The organism is Paenibacillus sp. FSL W7-1332 (genome assembly GCF_037969785.1).
Taxonomy (GTDB): domain Bacteria; phylum Bacillota; class Bacilli; order Paenibacillales; family Paenibacillaceae; genus Paenibacillus_AQ.
Window position 1 is genome coordinate 5,396,413 of sequence record NZ_CP150209.1, and the last position, 18,948, is coordinate 5,415,360.

13 protein-coding genes are annotated in these 18,948 nt (G+C 52.2%); 5 read left to right on the forward strand and 8 right to left on the reverse strand.

The features are described from left to right. Positions 1 to 43 precede the first annotated feature (43 nt). From MKX98_RS24445 to MKX98_RS24475, 7 genes are all read right to left on the reverse strand, one after another. A complete protein-coding gene (locus MKX98_RS24445; RefSeq protein WP_194543934.1) occupies positions 44 to 1,708 on the reverse strand; it encodes a DUF4091 domain-containing protein in 1,665 nt (554 codons plus the stop codon). A gap of 173 nt (positions 1,709 to 1,881) precedes the next feature. Then, positions 1,882 to 3,309: an alpha-L-fucosidase gene (locus MKX98_RS24450; RefSeq protein WP_339218908.1), complete on the reverse strand. Its 1,428-nt coding sequence runs from the start codon at positions 3,307 to 3,309 to the stop codon at positions 1,882 to 1,884. Between the two features lie 20 nt (positions 3,310 to 3,329). Continuing rightward, the gene (locus MKX98_RS24455) at positions 3,330 to 4,958 is read right to left on the reverse strand and encodes an ABC transporter substrate-binding protein (RefSeq protein ID WP_339218910.1); all 1,629 of its coding nucleotides are present in this window, start codon (positions 4,956 to 4,958) and stop codon (positions 3,330 to 3,332) included. 135 nt (positions 4,959 to 5,093) lie between these two features. Next, positions 5,094 to 5,990 carry a carbohydrate ABC transporter permease gene (locus MKX98_RS24460; protein ID WP_071223167.1) on the reverse strand — a complete coding sequence of 299 codons (897 nt, stop codon included), beginning with the start codon at positions 5,988 to 5,990 and terminating at the stop codon, positions 5,094 to 5,096. A 10-nt stretch (positions 5,991 to 6,000) separates the two neighbouring features. Further along, positions 6,001 to 6,981: an ABC transporter permease subunit gene (locus MKX98_RS24465; RefSeq protein WP_071223168.1), complete on the reverse strand. Its 981-nt coding sequence runs from the start codon at positions 6,979 to 6,981 to the stop codon at positions 6,001 to 6,003. Between the two features lie 252 nt (positions 6,982 to 7,233). Further along, the gene (locus MKX98_RS24470) at positions 7,234 to 9,477 is read right to left on the reverse strand and encodes a helix-turn-helix domain-containing protein (RefSeq protein WP_339218915.1); all 2,244 of its coding nucleotides are present in this window, start codon (positions 9,475 to 9,477) and stop codon (positions 7,234 to 7,236) included. 283 nt (positions 9,478 to 9,760) lie between these two features. After that, a complete protein-coding gene (locus MKX98_RS24475; RefSeq protein ID WP_339218917.1) occupies positions 9,761 to 10,447 on the reverse strand; it encodes a hypothetical protein in 687 nt (228 codons plus the stop codon). A 308-nt stretch (positions 10,448 to 10,755) separates the two neighbouring features. On the opposite strand from MKX98_RS24475, the gene MKX98_RS24480 reads away from it, so the two are divergent. From MKX98_RS24480 to MKX98_RS24500, 5 genes are all read left to right on the forward strand, one after another. Further along, positions 10,756 to 11,721, forward strand: a complete 966-nt coding sequence (locus MKX98_RS24480) for a sugar ABC transporter permease (RefSeq protein ID WP_220684310.1) — start codon at positions 10,756 to 10,758, stop codon at positions 11,719 to 11,721. After that, the gene (locus MKX98_RS24485; RefSeq protein ID WP_194543942.1) at positions 11,718 to 12,554 is read left to right on the forward strand and encodes a carbohydrate ABC transporter permease; all 837 of its coding nucleotides are present in this window, start codon (positions 11,718 to 11,720) and stop codon (positions 12,552 to 12,554) included. Before MKX98_RS24480 ends, MKX98_RS24485 begins: the two co-directional genes overlap by 4 nt. A 162-nt stretch (positions 12,555 to 12,716) precedes the next feature. Continuing rightward, positions 12,717 to 14,510 carry a sensor histidine kinase gene (locus tag MKX98_RS24490; protein ID WP_339218921.1) on the forward strand — a complete coding sequence of 598 codons (1,794 nt, stop codon included), beginning with the start codon at positions 12,717 to 12,719 and terminating at the stop codon, positions 14,508 to 14,510. Next, the gene (locus MKX98_RS24495; RefSeq protein ID WP_339218923.1) at positions 14,485 to 16,104 is read left to right on the forward strand and encodes a response regulator transcription factor; all 1,620 of its coding nucleotides are present in this window, start codon (positions 14,485 to 14,487) and stop codon (positions 16,102 to 16,104) included. The genes MKX98_RS24490 and MKX98_RS24495 overlap by 26 nt, the downstream gene beginning before the upstream one ends. Before the next feature lie 159 nt (positions 16,105 to 16,263). Further along, positions 16,264 to 17,553 (forward strand): sugar ABC transporter substrate-binding protein, encoded by a 1,290-nt coding sequence (locus tag MKX98_RS24500; RefSeq protein ID WP_339218925.1) that lies wholly within the window; start codon positions 16,264 to 16,266, stop codon positions 17,551 to 17,553. A 194-nt stretch (positions 17,554 to 17,747) separates the two neighbouring features. Here the strand turns inward: MKX98_RS24500 and MKX98_RS24505 are convergent, their stop codons facing one another. Continuing rightward, positions 17,748 to 18,920 carry a glycoside hydrolase family 88 protein gene (locus tag MKX98_RS24505; RefSeq protein WP_339218927.1) on the reverse strand — a complete coding sequence of 391 codons (1,173 nt, stop codon included), beginning with the start codon at positions 18,918 to 18,920 and terminating at the stop codon, positions 17,748 to 17,750. Positions 18,921 to 18,948 lie beyond the last annotated feature (28 nt).

Here is an 18,948-nt window from a genome sequence, read left to right on the forward strand (position 1 = left end):
GACCATGATGAATAGGCTTTATATGTCGTAAGCGCAGGTGCGGTTACTTCACAACCAAACTTTCCTTGATCTTCTCGTTGATCCACTGCCGCTTCGACAGCAGCCACTCCTGCTCCCTCGGATACGCCTTAAAGGTGATCGGCTCGTCAAGCCCTTCCTCCAGCGCCTGGAGCACAGCCTCCCTGCCGATCTGCGTCTCCAGCAGCTGAAGCGCTCTCAAATCCTGAAGCGCTTCCTGAAATACCTTCAGCCGAATGGATTCGATCGGTCCTTCCTCGCCTGGGTATACCACGAAAGCATCCCCGGAAGGAAAACCGCAATCCGCATCCGTCACCTTGAACGGGTCAATGGCGCGCTTCGAGTATTGCGAATTCCAAAAGTTATATCCCCAGTGGAGAAATCCCTCGATGTTAAACTTATACAGTTGAATCCCGATGATCCGGTTTCTTGCCGAGGGCAGATTGAAGAAGCGGTTGGACACTTCCTTGTACTGGGAACAGCAATAATAGGTCCACAGCGGCGTTACCTCCTGATCCAGGAAAGGCTCGATGTGGTTGCTTGCAGGAATCGGGTGCTTCACAAGGCCTTCCTCATAAAACGAAATATCGGAGAGCGCGTCGATGATCGGGTAATCCGGCAGCAGCTCGTTCATCAGCCGGCTTGCATGACCGTAAGCCTCCAGATGGGACACGGACGGCTCATCGGAAACATGGAAATAGCAGCGCTGCTTAAGTCCCCGGCCTTCAATCCAGCCGGTCAGGGCCGGTATGAATTGTCTGATGAAGGCATGATACTGTTCTCCTGTCGCATCCGTCTCCCATCCGAACAGCTTCTCGGGCTTTCCGTTCACATTAGCGATAATCTTCGGCGCATGCCCGGCTCCCCACTGGGTGAAAAGATGCGAGAATTCCAGGTACTGAATCCCATTAGAATCACACAGGTCTGCCCACCGGTCCAGCTTATCAAACCCAAATGCATACGCTCCATCCGGTGTTACGGCGACATCAACCAGCTGCACCGTTGGCCGTTCTCCCCCCACTTCCGTATCCAGCGGAGGCGTAAACAATGGGGTCAGGATCATATTGATGCCATTCTGAGCGGCGGTCTGCATAAACTGACCGATCAACGCCCAGTGCCGTTCACTAAATATCTCCGCCTCGTAGTAGTTCGCCAAACAATCGGCATGGAACCATTCCGTATGAATCAGCGTCTGGTCCGGCAAGGTTGCCGGTATCACTTCGAGCGTGAACACCTCTTCTCCTAGCGACTCCCCTGACTCCGCTTCAAAACGGATCCGGATTTCATATGTACCGCCCTTGATCTCACCCTCAGGCTGTACCGTAAACCACAGACTTCTCCACTGGTTCGGGCATCCGGTTACTACAGGCTCTGATGCCAGAGGCAGCAACGGGTCCGGATACAGCCCGGGGGCAGCTCTTAAGATAAACTCGTCATGATCATGATACGTAGGCAGCTCCGATGGAACCAGGCCTACAGAACGGATCGTAATCCGTTCACTCAATGATGATTGCAGATGAACCCGGATGTTTTTTAACAAACGATTGGAACGGTATGCAACTTGAAACGAGTACGTCTCATTGCCAAACGAAGACCCTCTGTCATACGAGGCCTGGGACAGTTCTTCATCGGCAAATACTTTGGACAAAGAGCTTAACAGCCGGGTCTCAAATGATACGGAATGGCTCATGCAGGTTACATCCTCTCTACAATGAAATGGGATACTTTCACGTACATCTTACACTAATCTGGATGGAACGGAAGGTAAATTTTGCGTTTTCGAAAAAAAGGAGCCACCGCCTTTTTGCGATGGCCGCCTTATTAGGGCACCATACCGAAATTCCGCCGAATGTTAGAATTCTTTCACCAATCCGTCGAACTCCGATATATTTCAAAGCCGGACAGACGCGGACACCATCTCGATTCCAAAATGGTAAGCCGGATATATTGAGCCCGTACAGCGGGAAAGCGGCAGATGCGTTTGCGCCCGATTACCGTCCCGGATTGAATCGTGTGCCAGTTCCCGTTTTCCATATATTCAAGCTCGAAGCGCTCGATCCGCTGCCCATACCGGTATTCAGCCAATACGATATGATCAAAATCGATCGCCCGCCCGAGGTCCAGCTCAATCACGGCGTATTCCGTGCCCTCCTCAGGGCTCCAATACGTATCCTTGCTGCCATCGACAACAAATCGAGCCTCCAGCCCCGCCTTCGTCTCGGATGCCGTAACATCCGCATCAGCAGCCAGATTGGTTTCAAATGTATTTCGAATGGCGTCACCCAGTTCCTGCAGACGCTGCAGATCGTTCTCATGAACAAGTCCGCGGGTATCGGGCGGAATATTGAGCAGAAAGGTGGCATTGCCGCCAACCGAGCCGTAATAGATATGCAGCAATTCTTCCAGCGATCGGACTTTATCGTCTTCGGACGCATGGTAGAACCAGCCGGGACGGATCGAGGTATTGACTTCGGCCGGATACCATACCAGCTCCTTCTCGCCCTGAATGACGCTCCGGCTGCCGAGATCCTCTTCGCTCGATTCATAGCGGCGCGCAAACTCCCGGTCATCGGTTTGCTGCGACTTTTCCTGGATCGCTTCATTCTGACGCAGCGACGCCGGAACGACGCTCCACTCCGACTCCCTGCAATCCCCCGCTTCATTCCCGCACCAGCGAATGTCCGGTCCGCATACCGAGATGGCGGCATTTGGCTGCAGTTCCCGAATCAGGGCGTAATACGACTCCCAATCGTATTCCTGACGCTTGCCATTCGGACCTTCGCCGCAGGCTCCGTCAAACCAGACGCTGAATATCTCCCCGTAGCCGGTCAGGAGCTCTCTTAGCTGATTCAGAAAAAATTGATTGTACCGCGGCGAATCCCCATATGACGGTTCATGCCGGTCCCAGGGGGACAAGTAGATGCCGAACTTGATTTCCCCTCTCCTGCAGGCATCGGCAACCTCCTTCACCACATCCCCGCGTCCGTTTCGCCACGGGCTGCTCTTCACGGAATGCTCCGTATACTGACTCGGCCATAAACAGAAGCCGTCGTGATGCTTGCAAGTCAGGATCAAGCCGCGCATGCCGGCACTGACACAAGCGCTTACCCACTGATCCGCATCCAGCTGCTCCGGATTGAACAGGGCAGGATCTTCTTTTCCCGAGCCCCATTCCATATCCGTGAACGTATTGATGGTAAAATGAAAGAAGGCATAGAACTCCATCTCCTGGACGGCTAATTGACGTTCCGAGGGCTTAATATTGGCCGCGTATTCAATAAAATTGTGCAAGCGATAAACCTCCTATACCTCTATCCTTGGTTGTCTAATGCTTTCTGATGGATCTCCAGATACTTATCCAGCTGCAATCCTTTAAATCCGCTGACATAGGCATCCCAGTCCTTCTCGATGTCCTTGCTGCCGGTTACGAATTGGGCCAGATTCGATTTCACGTAATCCTGAATCGTCTTCTGAATCTGCGCGATGAAGGTTGCGTCTTTCGGATCGATGAACACGTCCGTCGGGTACACAAGCTCCGGTTTGGCAAAAGGCTCGTATTTCTTCGCAGCCAGCCACAAGCGATATTCGTAGGCTCCGTTGCCGAGCGGATCTTCCGGAGCGACAAAGGATTCACGGAGGGAATTCACCATCAGCATCGTACCGAGCTGCCACCAGGTTACGTCAAGCGATCCCTCGGGCACATCCCGCTTCAGCGCTTCATATGCAGCCGGCTCGCCGTTGTAATCACGCGCGCCGGACTCCGCCTTCCGCCATCCTTCTCCTTCAAAGCCCCAGGAGGTCATCACGGTGCCTTCTTCGGAGAACAGGTAATCCGCCAGCTTAATGGCCGTGATCCGCTGCTCCTCCGTCGCTTTGTTCGTGATGACAAACGATCCGTCCCCTGCTCCGACGCTATAACCTGCAAGCTGCACGCCGTTCGGTCCTTTCAGCGGCGGAACAACATCGTATTCCTTATGACGGGGCTTCGCGTCGGTCGGCTCCAACACGCTGCTGATCAGCGCATAACCAACGGCGCCGACCACATTGTCCGCTTTGTTCCCGAGCTGCTTGACGGCATCGCCGTTTTGCGTAAACGCTCCTTTGTCAATCAGTCCTTCACTGTACAGCTTGCTGAGATATTTCAAGCCTTCCTTCCATTCGGACTCAGCCGCGGACAGAATCACCTTGCCATCCTTCACGCTTAGATAGGTCGTGCCATTGTTATATATAAAAGCATTCATCAAAAAGGCATCAACTCCTCCTCCCCACACATCAAGAGAAGTGGTCATCGGAATTTCATCGGCCTTGCCGTTCCCGTTCGGGTCCTGCTCTTTAAAGGCTTTCAGCACTTGATAGAATTCATCGGTCGTGGTTGGCATCTCTAGACCTAACTTCTCAAGCCAGGTCGTATTGATCCACATCCGCTGGCCATACGTGCAGTGCAGGCACTCGTTCACCTTCGGAAGCGCGTATATATTGCCGTCCGGCGCGGTCATCGCCGATTTTAAATAGGAGACTTCCTCCAGCGCTTTTTTAATGTTAGGTGCATGCTGGTCGATTAAATCATTCAAGGGAATAAAGGCCCCCTGCATACCGTACTTGATCTGATCCGCCTTGGATATGCCGGCATTCATAATGAGCGCCGGATAGTCACCGCTTGCCAGCATCAGTAGTTTCTTATCGTTAAATACCGCGTCAGGTGTCGTATTCCACTTAAATGTAAGCCCCAGCTTCTCTTCGATATGCTTGGAGAATGGATTGACATCAAGACTCTCGATGCCGGCGGACTGAGGAGCAAATACCGACAGTTCAACGGGTCCCTCTGACCCCGGAGGGCTTGCCGATCCATCAGTTCCTGTTTCACTCGTCTTGCCGCAAGCGGATAGAGCCAGCACTGCCACGAGAACCAGACTTAAACCTAATCCAGTGAACCTTTTCAAATGAATTCCTCCCTAGTATGAAATACCTGCCCGTACTTCGTAAGTGAAACCGTGTTTGCATATACCCCCTATATGTCCGAACATCGGAATTACCTATTCTATAGTGCCGGCATCACCTCCTTCACGGAATAGAAATCACCCTTTTAAGGAACCGATCATTACGCCTTTGACAAAATACTTCTGCACAAACGGGTAAATGATCAATACCGGGGCGCTTGCCACCACGATCAGCGAATACTTCAGCAAATCCTTCAGCCCTTCACGGACCAGCAGTTCGTTGACGTTTGTCACCATCTCGGCGCTGACGGAATTCAGGATCAGAATATCCCTCAGGAAGATCTGAAGCGGAAACAGGCTGCTGTCCTTCAAATAAATCAAGGCATTAAAATAGGAGTTCCAATGGCCAACGGCATACATGAGCGCGAGCACGGCCAGAATCGGCTTGGATAGCGGAAGAACGATTTTAAGGAAAAAGGTAATGTCGCTGCTCCCGTCCATCTCGGCCGCTTCGGCCAATTCATCCGGAATCGTCGTCTGAAAAAAGGTTCTGGCGATGATGACCTGAAACACGGCTAGCGCCCCCGGTATAATCATGGCCCAGCGCGTATCGAGCATGCCGAGCGACTTCACGAGAAGATAGTTCGGAATGAGCCCGCCGTCAAAAAACATCGTAAACACCAGCAGCATCATGATGATGTTGCGAACGTAAAACGTTTTGCGGGCGAGCGGATAGGCAAGCATCACGGTGAATGCGACATTTACGATCGTGCCGACAACGGCATAGAACAGCGAATTGCCAAACCCGATCAGAATGTTGGAATTTTGGAATACCGCTTTGTAGCCGATCAGGGTCACATCCACCGGCCACAGCCACACTTTGCCGGAGGACACTGCGCCCGGAGAGCTAAAGGATGCGCTTACAATATGCAGCAGCGGAAACAGGATGACGATCAGTACGACAGACAGAAACAAATACACGATACCAAGGAAAATCCGGTCTGCAGCGGACTCCCGTACGGTTGATCTGCTCATGCGCTACCTCCTACCATAGACTTGTTGATGAAACTTTTCGGGATACGTAATTGACAATGACCAACAGAATGAAATTGATAATGGAATTGAACAGGCCGATGGCGGCGGAGAAGCTGAAGTTGGCTCCGAGCAGGCCGACCTTGTACACATAGGTAGAGATGACTTCGGACGTGTTCTGATTGAGCGGGTTTTGCATAAGATAAATTTTCTCAAAGCCTAGACTCATCAGATTGCCCAGGTTCAATATAAGCAAAATAACGATGACCGGAAACAAGCTGGGAATATCGATATTGATGATTTTTTGAAGCCGGGTTGCCCCGTCCACTCTTGCCGCCTCGTACAGATCCGGGTTGACTCCCGCCAAGGCCGCAATATAGATGATGGCACCGTAACCGGTGAACTGCCACACATCGGACCAGACATAGATTGACTTAAACAGTTCCGGCACGCCAAGGAAATCAACGGTCTCAAGCCCCAGTGCCCGGAATAGATTGCTCATCAGCCCCGTGTTGGGCGAGAGGTTCACGATCAGAATCGAGACGATGACCACCGTTGATATGAAGTACGGTGCGTATGTCACCATCTGGACGGTTTTCTTGAAGCGGCCGTTTCGGATTTCATTCAGTGCCAGCGCTAACAGAATGGGGGCCGGGAAACCGACCAGCAGGCCGTACAGGGAAATCTCGAGCGTGTTGCGGACATACTGCCAGAAGAACGGAGCGTCGAACAATTGCTTGAAATAATCGAACCCTACCCAGGGACTGCCGAATATCCCCTGTACGACGTTGTATTCCTTGAATGCAATCAAGACGCCGAACATCGGAACGTATTTGAAGAGGATGATGTAGACTAACGGGAAGAACACGAGCAGATAGAATTGCCAGTGCTTCATCAGCTTCTTCCTCGTTCGGTTCATGGGCTTGTTTGGTGGTAAATTCGTTGGCGCCTGTGCATCTGCAGGTACTGGGATTGCGCTGCTCATACGAGCCACTTGGGTCACCCTCCTTCGCTTTGTGTTGATCCCAAGTCTAGGGCCGACAACGCCATCCGATCAATAAACAAGATTCTCCGAATCAACGTATTTCCGCGAACAGTGGGAACTTAAGATCCGACAGGCCGTAAGGGCGAATAAACCTTTTTCCGTGGCTAAACCTATCTCCGTTTACAGCAAAAAGCCCGCGGGACGGTTCATCCGCAGGACTCTCTGCTTGGTTATATATGCATGACCTAGTCAGAAGGATCGTTAGTTCCCGTAATTCTGCTGCTTATAAGCAGCCTGCTCACGGTAATCCCCCGGTGACATCCCCATCAGCTTTTTAAACATCCGGCCAAACGAGATGGCATTGGAATACCCAACTTCGGTCGCGATATCTTGTACAGGCAGCAAGGTCTCCTCGAGCAGCTTCCGTGCATGGTTCATCCGCAGCTCAATTAAATAATCCACGAACTTCTGACCGGTCTCCTCCCGGAACAGCTTGCTCAGCGTCTTCCAGTTCATATTGAAGCGTTCGCTTAAATAATTGAGAGACAGATCCGGATTGCTCGAGTTCTGCTCCATAAACAAGCGCACCTTCTGAATCGTGTCCGCATGATTTCGGCCCTCCATGAGAGCGAGCATACTGTCGTACAGAGTGGATAAAGCCTCCCCGAATTCCTGTTCCAGCTGCTCCAGTGTATCGGATGATTGGAGCGCGTTCCGTAAGGCAGGCTGCCCCTCTGTCAGCCACAAATCCTGAAATTCTTTTGCCATGCACGACATTTCACGTCCGAGCGAGTACACCATGTAATCCACCAGATTCACCACGCCGTCCCGGTCCAGCATGTTTTGTCCGATGTTATGGATGAGGGCATTGTATTTCTCCTGCCAATCCCTGTTGCCGAGCCGGAAGGATTGAGCCATCGAACGGATCAGGTTCAAGAAATCAAATGCATGGCCCCGCTCCTCCCCGGATACTTGGGTGTAATGAATGATTCGGTTCTCGCCGAGGATCATTTTGTATTTCAATGCGGTGCGTGCCTGCTCATAGGAGTCCGGGATATCCGTATATCGCTCCGTTTTCTCCCCGATACCAACGGTTATGGTCAGCTTCAGATGCTGCTCCACCCACTGGCGGGTCTGCTCAAGCAGCGTGACTACATGCTGTACTGCGTCCTGGTCCGCCATCGCCATCACGCCCAGTTTCGAAGCGGATATCCATTCTGTCCAAACACTCGTTTCCTGCCCGGCTGCAATTTCTTGAACGACACTTTTGAGGGCAAATTTGATCAAATACTGGTCCTGCTGCGGGTACTGCTCGCAGAACAATGGATATTTATCGATTTCGATGACATTGACGATCTGTGATTCGGACAAGTCCGGCAGTCCCATGACATCCCGCTGCTCGTTCCACTGCTCCATATGGGACGGGTACTGTCCCTCCATCAGCTGCTGGAACAGATACGCTCTGCGCAGCAGCAAATCCTCCCGATGCTGCTGTTGAAAACTGCTCGCCTGTTCCAGCATACTTTCGAGTGCCGATTCGATAAATGCGAACTCATCCTGTTTACTGTTATGGATCAGCGCGCTCGTTTTAGACTGCGAATAATGATGAATCCGGGACACGATGGCTTCAATCGGCTTATAGTTTCGGCGCGTAACCAATACGATCCAGACCACCCCGGCAAGGCACATGAGCAAGCCAACGATAAACCAGATATTGTACAGCTGGCTGACGATACCGACCACTCTGCCTTGAGTAAGACCTCCCTCATATACCCATCCGGTATAAGGCGAAATCGTCTTAGAGACAAGCTCACCACTCTCTGCCATGGAGGTACCGGAGAGCATGGACTGCCCCTGCGTATCCTTCATATGAATAAAACTAACATCGGGATTTACCATGCCCTGAATCATGTTATGTATGGCGTCCACCTTGATATTAACGGCAATAACGCCTTTCCCATGGGTAACGAAGGGTGCATCTCGCACCAAGGTTACTACATGCTGCATGCTGTTGAAGCTGAACTCCCGGAAATTCCGCATAGAACTCCACTCTGCTTCACTATTGACCTGGCCCAAATAAGGCTTGAGAAAGTCATAATCCGCATAATCCGGCAAGTTGAACGAGGACGAAGTACTCAACACGAACTCATCCTGGGTCCGCACGAGCACCATGGAATCCACAAGCGGATTGGACACCTTGAACTGCTTCATGGCCTTCACCGCCTGCATGTTCAAATAGACGTTGTCCTGATCCTCATGATTGAAAAATCCCGACATATCGGGGTTGAACAGCAATTCCTGCACGAGCATCTGATCGATGGCCTTCAGCGAGTTGTCCACCGAACGCATCGCCTGATGAATCATCGTCTCATTGGCCTGAATCGCACCTTGCCGAGACTGTTCCCCGAGCATTTGGAAAAAGACAAAAAACACAAAGGAAATCACGATAAAGAAGACCGGCATATACGATAAAAGCTGACGGTAAAACCATGCTTTTCTTCCCATAGGCATCCCCCCGAGCGAATAATTCCTTATCACATCGTCGATTTGAAGTAATTTCATCATAGAAGAATGAGCGGAGTTTACCAACACTTTTTTAAAGCGCGGAACAAAAACAAGTCTAAAGCATCACGACTTCCATAGCATGGACGGGGTCATTAAACATAGGTTATTTGGTTTTATGCATGTAGACAGAAATATTAACCAATCTGCTAAAAAACAAGATTATCTCCAAACAATTGTAGAAACTAATACAAAACCCTGGCATACATCGCCAAGGTTTTTTTCCTTAGTCCTCTTGGAGAGAATTATGTCCTGTAAAATCATCCTGGATCTTTTTCATTCTTTTAAGGTGTGGTTTCAACTGCCGTAGTATCTCCGCTTTGTGTGACTCTATTTGATCTTGGAAAAACATGTGATGTGCGTCACCCTTAATCGACGTAATCGTTTCGTTTAACGCACGGAGCTCAGTCGCCAATGAGCGCAAGGTTTCTCTAGTCTTGGCGTCTATTGTTTTAGGATTAGACTTCCAATACAAATAGCTTATATGGTATAACGGTGGCCATGTCCTTGCCTGAGTTGCAAGATAAAACATATCCTGATGCATATCCGTTGTCATTGCCGCATTATTAACTGAAAGCTGTGGAACAGCATTGTTTCTGAAGGTATCGCTAAATTCGATGATTGTTAACAGTAACTCATCGATTTCTTCCGCTTGGATCTTCGCCCTATCGATCAATTGCCGAATCTTAGCAGGATCTTCATTTTCCTTCGACTCACTGATCGCCATCAAAGTATCGGCAAACGGATTCGTTTCAGAAGCGTGCTTTACTGAATAGACAAATGCCGAGTCATTCTTCTGCTGATACAGTGAATAGAGGTCATTGTATTTTACAGATGATTGGTTTTCCAAATGTCTGTACATCGCAGCGTTTATTAATATGAAAATAATAAGCATTAGTGCGTAGATCTTCATGTGCTTGGGCAAAGGGGACTTCCTTTCTGAAACATTTAATTGTCCTGCTATCGTAAAACATTCAAAAAAAATAGTTTAGCATGGAATTCACCACCCATAAATGGATAATATATTCCACTAAACTGCCCGTTTGCTTTAATAGGCTGCCAAGATGGATTGACCTTAGGCAACCTTGTAATCGGGTATGCTTTCTCCTGAACTTACTCCGTAATCATTCAATAATGAAAGAATTTGTACATCTTTCGCCTACAGGCCTTATTTTCATCAGGATACAATGAGAGCTATCAATAGGCGAGAGGTGATTAATCATGAATGCACAAACGGTACAGCCGGCGGGCAAGGCCAGGCTGGACAAGAATATGAAAGCGGTTGCCAAGACGTTCAAAGGGCGCTGGAACGCTCCGTTAGCCGGCTACCTGTTCATCGCGCCCTGGCTGCTGGGCTTTCTCATTTTGCAGCTGTGGCCCATCATCCAGTCCTTCTATTTATCCTTCACCGAGTATTCGCTGCTGGAGCCGGCCCGCTGGATCGGACTCAAGAACTACCAGGATATCGCTCACGACCGGCTCTTCTTCAATTCGCTGAAGGTGACATTTCTGTACGTGATCGCTTCCGTGCCGCTGAAACTGCTGGTGGCGCTGGCTGTAGCCCTGCTGCTGAACCGGAACATCCGGGGCATATCCTTCTACCGGACGATCATTTACCTGCCCTCTCTGATCGGCGGAAGCTTGGCGGTGGCCGTGCTGTGGCGCAATATTTTCGGTCTGAACGGCTTCATTAATCAGCTCGTGATTTTGGTCGGGATCGCCCCCAAAAACTGGATCGGCACCCCCTCCACCGCCCTCGGCACCCTGGTGCTGTTGACGGCCTGGCAGTTCGGTTCATCGATGATTATTTTCCTTGCCGGTCTCAAACAAATCCCTAGTGAATTATATGAGGCCGCCTCCGTGGACGGGGCCTCGCCGCTCCGCAAGTTCATCCGGATTACCCTGCCTATGTTGTCCCCGGTCATCCTGTTTAATCTGATCATGGGCATCATCAACGCATTCCAGATGTTCACATCGGCTTTTGTTGTCACGAATGGAGGACCGGTTAATTCAACCGAAATGTTTGCCCTGTTCCTGTACAATAAAGCCTTTGGATCCCTGCAGATGGGCTACGCCTCGGCCCTGGCCTGGATCTTGCTCGTTATCATCGGCATCGTCACGGCGCTTAATTTTATCGCGTCCAAATACTGGGTCTTCTACGAAACCGAAACGGAGGGTCGCAAATGACAGGTGCTCATAATAAACAAAACTGGCTGGTCCATGTGCTGATGATTGCATTCTGTTTTGTGATGTTTTATCCCGTTCTGTGGTGGATCGGCGCCTCCTTCAAATCAACACCGGAAATCAGTCTACCCACTCTGTTCCCCAAAGTATGGTTGTGGCAAAATTATACGGAAGGCTGGATGGCATTGCCCAAGTATACATTTACACGCTTCTTTATGAACAGCCTTAAGCTCAATGTGGCGACCACGATCATTCATGTCATTTCAGCCAGCCTGGTGGCTTTTGGCTTCGCTAGGCTGACCTTCCCGCTGAAGGGGTTATGGTTCTCCATCCTGCTGATGACCCTGATGCTTCCGGGACAGGTCACCCTCATCCCGCAGTATACGATGTTCCATTCCTTCGACTGGATCAATACCTATCTGCCGCTGATCGTCCCGTCAGCCATGGGCGGAGCCTTCTTTATTTTCCTGATTGTCCAATTCATCCGCGGCATTCCGCGGGAGCTCGATGAGTCAGCAAAAATCGACGGCTGCACCTGGTTTGGCATTTATCTGCGCATCATCATGCCGCTGACGCTGCCGGCGCTCATCACGGTTACGATTTTCTCGTTTATTTGGGGCTGGGACGAATACTTTGGGCCGCTGATTTATCTGAATACCGTGGACAAGTATACTGTCCCGCTCGCGCTCAGAATGTTCATCGACTCCCAGTCGGCCGTTCCGTGGGGGCAGCTGCTTGCCGTATCCCTGCTCTCCGTGCTGCCGCCGGTGATCATTTTCTTTCTGGCGCAAAAGCATTTCGTGGAAGGGATCGCCACATCCGGGCTGAAAGGTTAGGTTTCAGAGCGGTAAACGGATACTGTGCCGTGTTCTTCCAGCTCTTCTTCAGGCAGCGGCCAAGCCGGACGATTTCAAGCATCCGGCTTCCGCCAACAAGGACATTGAGGCAGCAGCGCGAATGCAGAGTCCTCATGGCTTCTTAAGGGGAGGGGAAAACGCATGAATCCGTTTCGTACGTTCCGTATCGATTACGTTTTTTTCTTCAGCTTTGCCGGTTTTATCGCGGTTCTCATCACGATTATGATGATTGTCAGCTATCGGTTTACGGCCGATGAGCAGGCGGACAGCGCCTCCATGTACCAGCAAGCGGTGCTGCAGCAGCTCAACAAGCAGCTTACCGACCAGATGAGCGCTGTAGAGCAAACCTCGCTAGCCGTGTCCATCAACTCGCCTCTGGTCAACTATGTAACGATGAAAGGAGATTATTATGCACGCAAGAAAGCCAGGGACGAGCTGAACCGGGATTATTTGGCGCCGATGCTGAACAGCTCGCGCTCCATGTTTTCCTTTCAGATTTATATGAAAGATCCGCTTCAGGTCGATCCCAACGCCAACATTCAATACCTCCCGCTCGCCTCGGCCAGCGGGGAGAGCTGGTATCCGGCCGTCGACAAATCCGATTTTCTCTGGATCGGCCAGCGCGAGGTCGGTTCGCCGCAGGGAAAGCAGCAGGTGATCAGCTTCGTCCGTAAAATCACCACGCTGGATGGCGTAAACCGGGGAATTTTGATCATCAATGTTCGGGTTAAATTTTTGCAGGAAATTCTGACGGAAGACAACTCCTCGGCCAGTCGGCTGCTGCTCGACTCCGGCGGCCGGATGATCATGCACACCCGGATTGCTCCGCCCCCCGGGGAAATCAACGCCATCCTGGAGCGGGTCAGCGGGGACACCGGCCATGCGCATCAGCTGCTGGCCGCCGCCGGCTCGCTCCCGGAGAAGGACATGCTCACCGTGTGGTCACGAACGTCCCCGGGCAGCTGGATGCTGGTGGAGCTTACGCCCTGGAAGGTAATCACCAGCGGGAGTGTCCGCCTCGCGTGGACGATGGCCGTGGTTGGAGCCGCCGCCATACTGCTGTCCCTGTTCTTCACGTTGTTCCTTTCCCGAAATTTCACACGGCCGATTCGGAAGCTGGTTCAGCTAATGCAGGCGTTCAATCCCGGGAAACGCGGGCAGACGCTGCCGACGGAATACCGCAACGAATTCGGCAGCCTGTTCAGCGGCTACCGCAAGCTCACAGAGCGGATCGAAAGGCTGTATGAGTCGCTGGAGCAGCACTATAAAGCGCAGCGCGAAGCGGAGATCAAGGCGCTTCAAGCGATGATTAACCCCCATTTTCTCTACAATACCCTGGACCAGCTGAACTGGATGGCGCTTGAAGCCGGCCAGGAGAAGATCAGCCACGTACTCGAGCTGATGGGGCAGATGTTCCGCATCGGGCTGTCGGGCGGCGAATCCATGATTTCGATTCAGGAAGAGCTTCTGCACGTTGATTGCTATCTGAAAATCCAACAGTTCAAGTGGGGTGAAGGATTGGAATGGCACTTCGATTGCCCGGAAGATTTGCGGCAGCTGATGATTCCGAAACTGACCCTGCAGCCCTTTGTGGAAAATGCCGTTATGCACGGTTTTCATGGCAAACGCCAGGGCCGGATCCATCTGACTTGCGCGGAAGAGGACCGAGGCATCCGGATTAGGATTCGGGACGACGGCATCGGACTGCTTGAAGACTGGAAAACGCGCAAACGCCATCCGACGGGCGGATATGGCATTCGCAACGTGACGGAGCGCATCCAGGTTTATTTCGGTCCGCCCTTTGGCGTTTCGCTTCGAAACCGTACCGATGCGCCGGGCACCGAAGCGGAGATCTATTGGCCGAGGCTAAATCAGCAGTGGGGTCAGGATCAGGAAGGGGGAGGAAACCATGTGGACCATCGCTATCGTGGATGACGACCGCCAAGTGCTCGGCGGCATGTCCCGGCTGATTCCCTGGGAGCAGCTCGGAGTTCGGCTCGTAGGGGAGGCCATGGATGGTGAAGAAGGACTGCGGCTGATTGAAGCAAGCCAACCCGACATCGTCATCACGGATATTTATATGCCGGTGATGAACGGTCTCGACATGATCGAACAGCTCCGTAAGCAGCAGTACGCCGGCAAAATCATCATTTTGAGCGGGTACTCGGATTTTGATTACGCTCGTAAGGCGCTGCGGCTTCAGGTCGACGATTATTTGCCCAAGCCGGCCTCACCGACCACGATCCGCGAGGTGCTGCAGCGCGTCACCCGCGAGCTAACGGAGCGCCGTGCGCTGGAAAACAGAGAGCGGGAGCTTCAAAGCCAACTCATGGAGTATGAGCCGTATCTGGAAAGGGAATGGGTCAAATCCATCCTCATCGGAGGGACCTCCTCCCCGCTGACGGATCCCTCTCGAATGCTGGAGCGGCTCGGTTGGAAGAATGCCCAATTCATGATGCTGGCCTTAGAAATCAAGCGCCAGGGACGCATGGAAGGCATCTCCGTCCGGGACTGGCACCTATTCCGCTTCGCCGTAGGCAATACGGTGGAAGAGCTGGCCTGTCAGGACGGGCTGCGCAGCTATTTCCTGGAGCTGCACAGTCACCATATGGCACTGCTGCTGTATAAGCCCCTCTCCTGGCCGACGGAGGCGTTCCGCTCGGAAGTTCTGGCGCTGGCTGGGCGAATCATTTCGTCCGTGCATCGATTCCTCAAGGTCAAGCTGCATATCGGTGCCGGTCTTCGCAAGGACGACTGGCTTGCCATCTCCGACTCCACCGAAGAAGCGTTTCAAGCACTCGCCGAGCGGCACGAACCGGATGTCGCCCATCCTTGTGTTTACGTATATAGCGAAGGAGGCTTCCGGCTTACAGCCCCCCGGAACGTGCGCCCTGTGCGTTTTTTTCAGGAAATGACCGACGCCGTGCGGACCTTTGACGAGCCCAGGGCGCTGCTGGCGCTGGACGACTTCTTCCTCAAGGACGACGGCGCGGCTCAGCTCCAGCCCGATGAGCTTACTGCCATCGGTACGCAGCTGTTCGCCATCCTCTCCTTTACCCTGTACGAGTCCGGCATCCGGCTCGACGATGAGCTGCCTGTGACGGACTTGACCAAGGAGCTCGGACAAATAGAAGATGCCCAGCAGTGGAAAGCCTGGGTAGCGGAAAAAGTGAAACGAATCTGTTCGCGTTACACACCAAATGAAAACCTCAAGCATAAGGAGACGGTCGATTATATCATTCAATACATTCATGAGCATTACGCCGAGAACATCCATCTTCAGGATGTGGCCGACCAGGTGTATATCTCCAAAAACTATCTCAGCACCTTATTCCGCCAGTTTACAGGTGAAACCTTTGGCGATTATCTGACTAGGGTGCGCATGGAAAGAGCCAAGAGCATGGTTCTCGAGAAAAAGCTGCTGATCGCCGAAATCGCCGAGCGGGTCGGTTACCGGAATGTCCCGTACTTCACCACCCTGTTCAAAAAGCATACCGGGCGCAGTCCAACCGAGTTCCACAAAGCCTAAACCGCCGGTCCGCTTTATTCTTGGCGCCTGTGCATCTCGCCCCTTTTTCGATAATCGTAAAATACTGAAACGATTTGTTGTTTTGTCCCCTACGAGAAGGACCCTGGACTTGGTACGTTAAAGGAAGAAGAAGATCAGTTACTTAAGGAGGTTCATCCAATGAGAAATTCATGGCACCGTCTCGCCGCCGGCGCTGCGGCCGTGCTGTCACTGTCCCTGGTTCTCTCCGCTTGCAGCGGGATCAAGAAGGAAGAAGCCGGATCCGCGGAGTCGGGAGACGGCAAATCCATCACGCTCCGAATCATGTGGTGGGGCTCGCAGGCACGGCATGACGCAACTTTGAAAGCGCTTGATTTGTACTCTGAAAAGAACCCGGGCATCACGTTCGAACCGGAGTATCAGTCTTTCGACGGGTATCAAGACAAGCTGTCGACCCAGTCTGCCGGAAAAAACACGCCGGATATTTTCCAAATGGATGCCGCCTGGTTCAACGATTGGGCGTCCAGCGGACGGCTGGAGGATCTCTCCTCCATTCCGGCGGACCATATCGATAAGGCGCTGCTCGAGACAGGTACCTACCAAGGCAAACTGTACGCGATGCCGCTCGGCAACAACGCCTGGGGCATGGTGTACAACAAGACGATGATGGACAGCCTCGGCGTTCAGCCGCCGAAGACATGGGACGAATTTTTCGCCATGGCGCGTGACCTGAAGCCGAAGCTGGCCAAGGACCAGTACCTCACGCGGGATCTCACCGCGGACGGCGCGTTCTACATGTCGTATCAGCTGAGCATGGGCAAAGGATTCTCCATGAGCAAGGACGGAAAATTCCATTATGACGAGGCTACCTGGAAGGATTGGATGAACAAGTGGGCGGAGCTGCGCAAGGACAACCTCGTGACACCTCCTGACGTAACCGTATCGGATAAAGCACAGGACGCACAAATGGACCTGCTTATCCAGGAAAAGATTCTGCTGCGGGGTGCGCATGCTGCGGAATTCGGCGGAACGGATGCGTTAAAGCCCGGCGTGATGGCGTTAACGACCCAGCCAAGGGGAACGCAGGCGGGCGGCTGGCTGAAAGCGTCCATGTACTGGAGCGTCAGCCCCAACAGCCAATATAAAGAGGAAGCAAAGAAGTTCATCGACTGGTTTGTCAACAGCGAGGAAGCCGGAGAAATTTTGGGCACTTCGCGGGGGATTCCTGTCAACAAAACCGTAGCCGATGCCCTCCAGCCCAAATTTACGGACGTCGATAAAAGCTCCCTGGGACTAATCAACGAGGTGTCCAAGGACGGCGTCGCGTTTGACCCCGGCCCCGGGAATAAGGGCGGCTGGGCCAACTTCACGAAGGAATACGACAACATCACGCAGTCGATCATGTTCGGTAAAATCAGCATCGACGAGGGCTGGGACCAGATTGTCAAATTGAGCAAAAGCCTGGAATAATCCATGCCGAAAAGCTGCTGTTATAAGTTTGGATAGAAACCGTCATCGAAGCGGTGGCACGCCAAAAAGCACCTGAAGGAATCGGGTGCTTTTTTCTCGTTTTTATTTTTACAAATCTGAGCAGCATCTCGCAAAAAATCGTCTGCAATTCGTTCTGCCTGTGTAACTGTCTTTTGAATATGGCCTCACGTCATTCACCAGTACATATCCCAATCTTTAAAGACCCTCACCAACGCCTCGAAATAGAAATAGTCCCCCCAAATGCAGCATTCGTCGATGCCGTTGCCAAGCGGCTTTCCGTAGACCGCATGCTGCAGAATGCCGTTGGATTCAGGGAGCGTTGCCGTCGTATATCCATCGCTTAAAGACGCCAGGATGCGCAGTGCCGCGTTCTCGTATGTACGGCGCTGCGGGTGCGAGAGCGGTACATGCTTGGCCAGCTCCAGCATTCCGCATACCGATATGGCGGCTGCCGAGCTGTCCCTCTCTTCCCGCCCTTCGGTGAATATCAAATCCCAATAGCACACATCATCCTCTGGCAGCCGATTCAAATAGTAATTCGTGACTCGCTCGGCATCATGCAGCCGTGTTTCTTCCTTCGTGTAGGCATAGCTGAGCGGCATACCGTAAATAGCCCAGGCCTGACCGCGGGACCAGCACGAATCATCCGCATATCCTTGGGACGTTTGCCCAAACCTTGGTTCTCCGCTCTCAACATCCATATAATACGTGTGGTATGTTGAGGAATCCTCGCGAATCAAATAGCGAGCGGATTGCTGTGCATGGCTTATGGCGGCGCGCCGATACTCCGGTTTGCGGGTTTCCTCCGTCGCCCAATAGAGCAAAGGCAAATTCATGCAGCAGTCGATGATCATTCGGCCGCGCTGTGACGGCCTGTCTAGCTTGCCCCAAGCCTGAATGATCCCGGCTTTCTCGAAATACCGCTCCATCAGCAGGTCTGCTGCGGCCAAGGCAATCCGTCTCGCTTTTTCATTCCCGGTCAGCTTATAAGCGGCAACGCAGGACAGGGAATACAAAAATCCCAGATCATGCGTCTCGGTGGCGATGCGCTGCTCCACGCGCTCCTTATAGCTGTGGAGCTGAAGCTCCGCTATCGACCGGTACTTCGTTTTCCCCGTGACCTCATAAGCAAGCCACAGCATTCCGGTCCAGAAGGACGAGGTCCATTCCGTATTGCTGATTGGCTCATAAATATGATTGCGGCTTGCAGGAGATGGAAAATGGTCCGAAAATGTGTCTAATTTCTCATCGATCTTATCCAGCACGAATTCGATGGCGGCTTCGGTCCTTTGCCGCGTCCATATCGTTGCCTCGCCGTATTTTAAAGGTCCCCGGATCGCTTCCATGGCTAATTGGCCACTCCTCTCCTCGTTT

What these genes read in the sequence shown, in the direction of transcription:
- MKX98_RS24445 (WP_194543934.1), bottom strand. Translation starts at nt 1,708, where the DNA reads ATGAGCCATTCCGTATCATTTGAGACCCGGCTGTTAAGCTCTTTGTCC.
- MKX98_RS24480 (WP_220684310.1), top strand. Translation starts at nt 10,756, where the DNA reads ATGAATGCACAAACGGTACAGCCGGCGGGCAAGGCCAGGCTGGACAAG.
- MKX98_RS24485 (WP_194543942.1), top strand. Translation starts at nt 11,718, where the DNA reads ATGACAGGTGCTCATAATAAACAAAACTGGCTGGTCCATGTGCTGATG.
- MKX98_RS24460 (WP_071223167.1), bottom strand. Translation starts at nt 5,990, where the DNA reads ATGAGCAGATCAACCGTACGGGAGTCCGCTGCAGACCGGATTTTCCTT.
- MKX98_RS24505 (WP_339218927.1), bottom strand. Translation starts at nt 18,920, where the DNA reads ATGGAAGCGATCCGGGGACCTTTAAAATACGGCGAGGCAACGATATGG.
- MKX98_RS24495 (WP_339218923.1), top strand. Translation starts at nt 14,485, where the DNA reads ATGTGGACCATCGCTATCGTGGATGACGACCGCCAAGTGCTCGGCGGC.
- MKX98_RS24490 (WP_339218921.1), top strand. Translation starts at nt 12,717, where the DNA reads ATGAATCCGTTTCGTACGTTCCGTATCGATTACGTTTTTTTCTTCAGC.
- MKX98_RS24470 (WP_339218915.1), bottom strand. Translation starts at nt 9,477, where the DNA reads ATGGGAAGAAAAGCATGGTTTTACCGTCAGCTTTTATCGTATATGCCG.
- MKX98_RS24500 (WP_339218925.1), top strand. Translation starts at nt 16,264, where the DNA reads ATGAGAAATTCATGGCACCGTCTCGCCGCCGGCGCTGCGGCCGTGCTG.
- MKX98_RS24475 (WP_339218917.1), bottom strand. Translation starts at nt 10,447, where the DNA reads ATGAAGATCTACGCACTAATGCTTATTATTTTCATATTAATAAACGCT.